This window comes from Kocuria sp. CCUG 69068 (assembly GCF_020833785.1).
GTDB lineage: Bacteria > Actinomycetota > Actinomycetes > Actinomycetales > Micrococcaceae > Kocuria > Kocuria rosea.
Map to the genome: position 1 here is coordinate 1 of NZ_PDDL01000200.1, position 2,669 is coordinate 2,669.

Sequence of the window (2,669 nt, forward strand, 5' to 3'; positions counted from 1 at the left end):
AGACCCTCACCAACGCCCCCGCCGTGGCCGGACGCGGTGTCCTGGCCGGAGCCGGACCGGAGCCGGTGCCTGTGCGGGCTCGATCAGGCGTGAGCGCGGGCGCCGCCCGGGCGGGACCGGCGCGGGGCCGGGCGGTCTCCGCCGGTCTCCCGCAGGGCGTCGAGGAAACGTGAGGGCTTGCGCGTGGGCCGGCCGCCCGGGGTGCGGGACAGGGTCCAGGACAGCACGAGGTGCTCCCGGGCGCGGGTGATGCCCACGTAGAGCAGCCGGCGCTCCTCGTCGATCTCGTCGGCGGTCTCGGCGAAGCCGATCGGCATGAGCCCCTCGCTGAGGCCCGCCAGGAACACGGCGTCCCACTCGAGGCCCTTCGCCGAGTGCAGGGACGCCAGGGTCACCCCGTTCATCACCGGGGCGTCCTGCTGGGCCATGCGCCGCTCGAGCTCCGCGGCGAAGTCGGGGAGCACGAACTGCTCCTCGCGGGCGGCGGCCTCCGCGGCCATCCGGTCCGCGAGGGAGACCAGCGCGGCCAGCGACTCCCACCGCTCGCGCACCGCGCCCGTGGAGCGCGGCGCGCGGTCCGAGTAGCCCAGCGAGGAGAGGATGTCGCGCACCAGGCGCGTGGGCTCGTCCGAGGCCTCGGCGGCCCGCGCCGCCGTGCGCAGCTGCACCACGGCCTGCTTGACCTCCGGCCGGTTGAAGAACCGCTCCGTGCCGCGCAGCTGGAAGCCGATGCCCGCCTCCGCGAGCGCGGTCTCGAAGGCCTGCGACTGCCCGTTGGTGCGGAAGAGGACGGCGATCTCGGACGCGGGCACACCGTCGTCGACCAGGTCCCGGATGCGCGCCGCGGTCCCCGCCGCCTCGGCCTCGTCGTCCGCGTACTCGTTCCAGGACGGGGGCGGCCCGTCCGGGCGCTGCGCCACGAGGCGCAGCGGCGTGGCCCAGGCGCCGGGGGTCGAGCCCCGCGCCGGCCGGCGGGCCGCGAGCAGACGATTGGCGGTCTCCACGACCTGCGGGGTGGAGCGGTAGTCGCGCACGAGCTCGATCACCCGCGCCTGCGGGTGCCGGGCCGGGAACTCGAGCAGGTGCCGGGAGGTGGCCCCGGTGAACGAGTAGATCGTCTGGGAGGCGTCGCCCACCACGCAGACGTCGTCCCGGCCCCCGAGCCAGGCGTCGAGGAGACGCTGCTGCAGCGGGGAGACGTCCTGGTACTCGTCGACCACGAAGTGCCGGTACTGCTCGCGCACGGTCGCGGCGACGCGCTCGTCCTCCTCGAGCACGGCCACCGTGAGCAGCAGGACGTCCTCGAAGTCGATCAGGTGCCGGTCGGTCTTGAGCTCCTCGTAGGACTGGTACAGGCGCTGGACCGTGCGCACGTCGTAGTTCAGCGGCATCTCCCGCCCGGCCGCCCGCGTCGGATAGGTGTCGGGGGTCAGCATCGAGACCTTGGCCCACTCGATCTCGGCGGCGAGGTCCCGCACGGCCGCGCGGTCCGTGGACAGGCGCATGTTCTGCGCGGCCTCGGTGATGAGCCGCGCCTTGTGCTCCACGAGCCCGGGCAGGGGCCCGCCCACGGCCTGGGGCCAGAAGTACTGCAGCTGGCGCAGGGCCGCGGCGTGGAACGTGCGCGTCTGCACCCCGGCGGCCCCGAGCTCGCGCAGCCGGTTGCGCATCTCGTTGGCGGCGCGGGCGGTGAACGTCAGGGCCAGGACCTTCTGCGGGGTGTAGACGCCCGTGGCGATGCCGTAGGCGATCCGGTGTGTGATGGCCCGGGTCTTGCCCGTGCCGGCGCCCGCGAGCACGCACACGGGTCCGCGCAGCGTGGTCGCGACCTCCCGCTGCTCGGGGTCCAGGCCGGCGAGGATGCGCTCCTCGAGGGTCGACTCCACGTCCGTGCCGGTCTCGCTGCTGGTCACCACGCGGTCTCCGGCAGGTCCTCGCCGAGCCAGTGCGCGATGAGCGCGTGCGCGATCGAGACCCGCCCGGGCAGGGTCACGGACCCGGTGCGCGCCGCCTCCCGCAGCTGAGCCCGCGTGAACCAGCGCAGCTCCAGGATCTCCTGGCCGTCCGGGACGGCCGCGCCGGAGCGCACCACGGCGCGGCAGCCGAGCATCAGGGAGCGCGGGAACGGCCAGGGCTGGGAGCCCAGGTACTGCACGTCCCCCACGGTCAGGCCCGCCTCCTCGGCGACCTCGCGGACCACGGCCTGCTCCAGGGACTCCCCCGGCTCCACGAACCCGGCGAGGGTCGAGAACCGGTTGCCCTTCCAGAGCGCGGAGCGGCCGAGCAGCAGCCGCTCCCGGTCGGGGTCGGGGTCGCCGTCACTGACCGCCACGATGATCGCGGGGTCGGTGCGCGGGAAGTGCAGCGACTCGTCGTTGGGGCACCGCCGGGCCCAGCCGGACCGGATCACCTCGGTGGGCTCCCCGCACTGCGGGCACCGGGGGTGATCCCGGTGCCACAGTCCCACGGACTGGGCGGTGACGAGCAGCGAGGTGTCCCCGGTCGGGAGCACCGGGCCGAGCTCCCGCAGGCCGGCCCAGCGCAGCTCCTCCCCGCCCCGGCCGGAGGCGAACGCGGTGACGGCCGCCACGAGGGGCTCGGGCACCGCGAAGGGCTCCGCCGCGGCGTCCTCGCCCCCGGGCTCGGGGGCGGCGACGGCGCGCAGCAGG

Annotated in this window: 2 protein-coding genes; both read right to left on the reverse strand. The window is 75.3% G+C overall.

Going from position 1 to position 2,669, the window contains the following annotated elements:
- Positions 1 to 83: 83 nt before the first annotated feature.
- Positions 84 to 1,916, reverse strand: a complete 1,833-nt coding sequence (locus CRM73_RS18790; RefSeq protein ID WP_017833443.1) for an ATP-dependent helicase — start codon at positions 1,914 to 1,916, stop codon at positions 84 to 86.
- The coding region (gene nudC / locus CRM73_RS18795; RefSeq protein WP_229588744.1) for an NAD(+) diphosphatase at positions 1,910 to 2,669 on the reverse strand (760 nt) is incomplete at its 5' end. The genes nudC and CRM73_RS18790, both read right to left, overlap by 7 nt.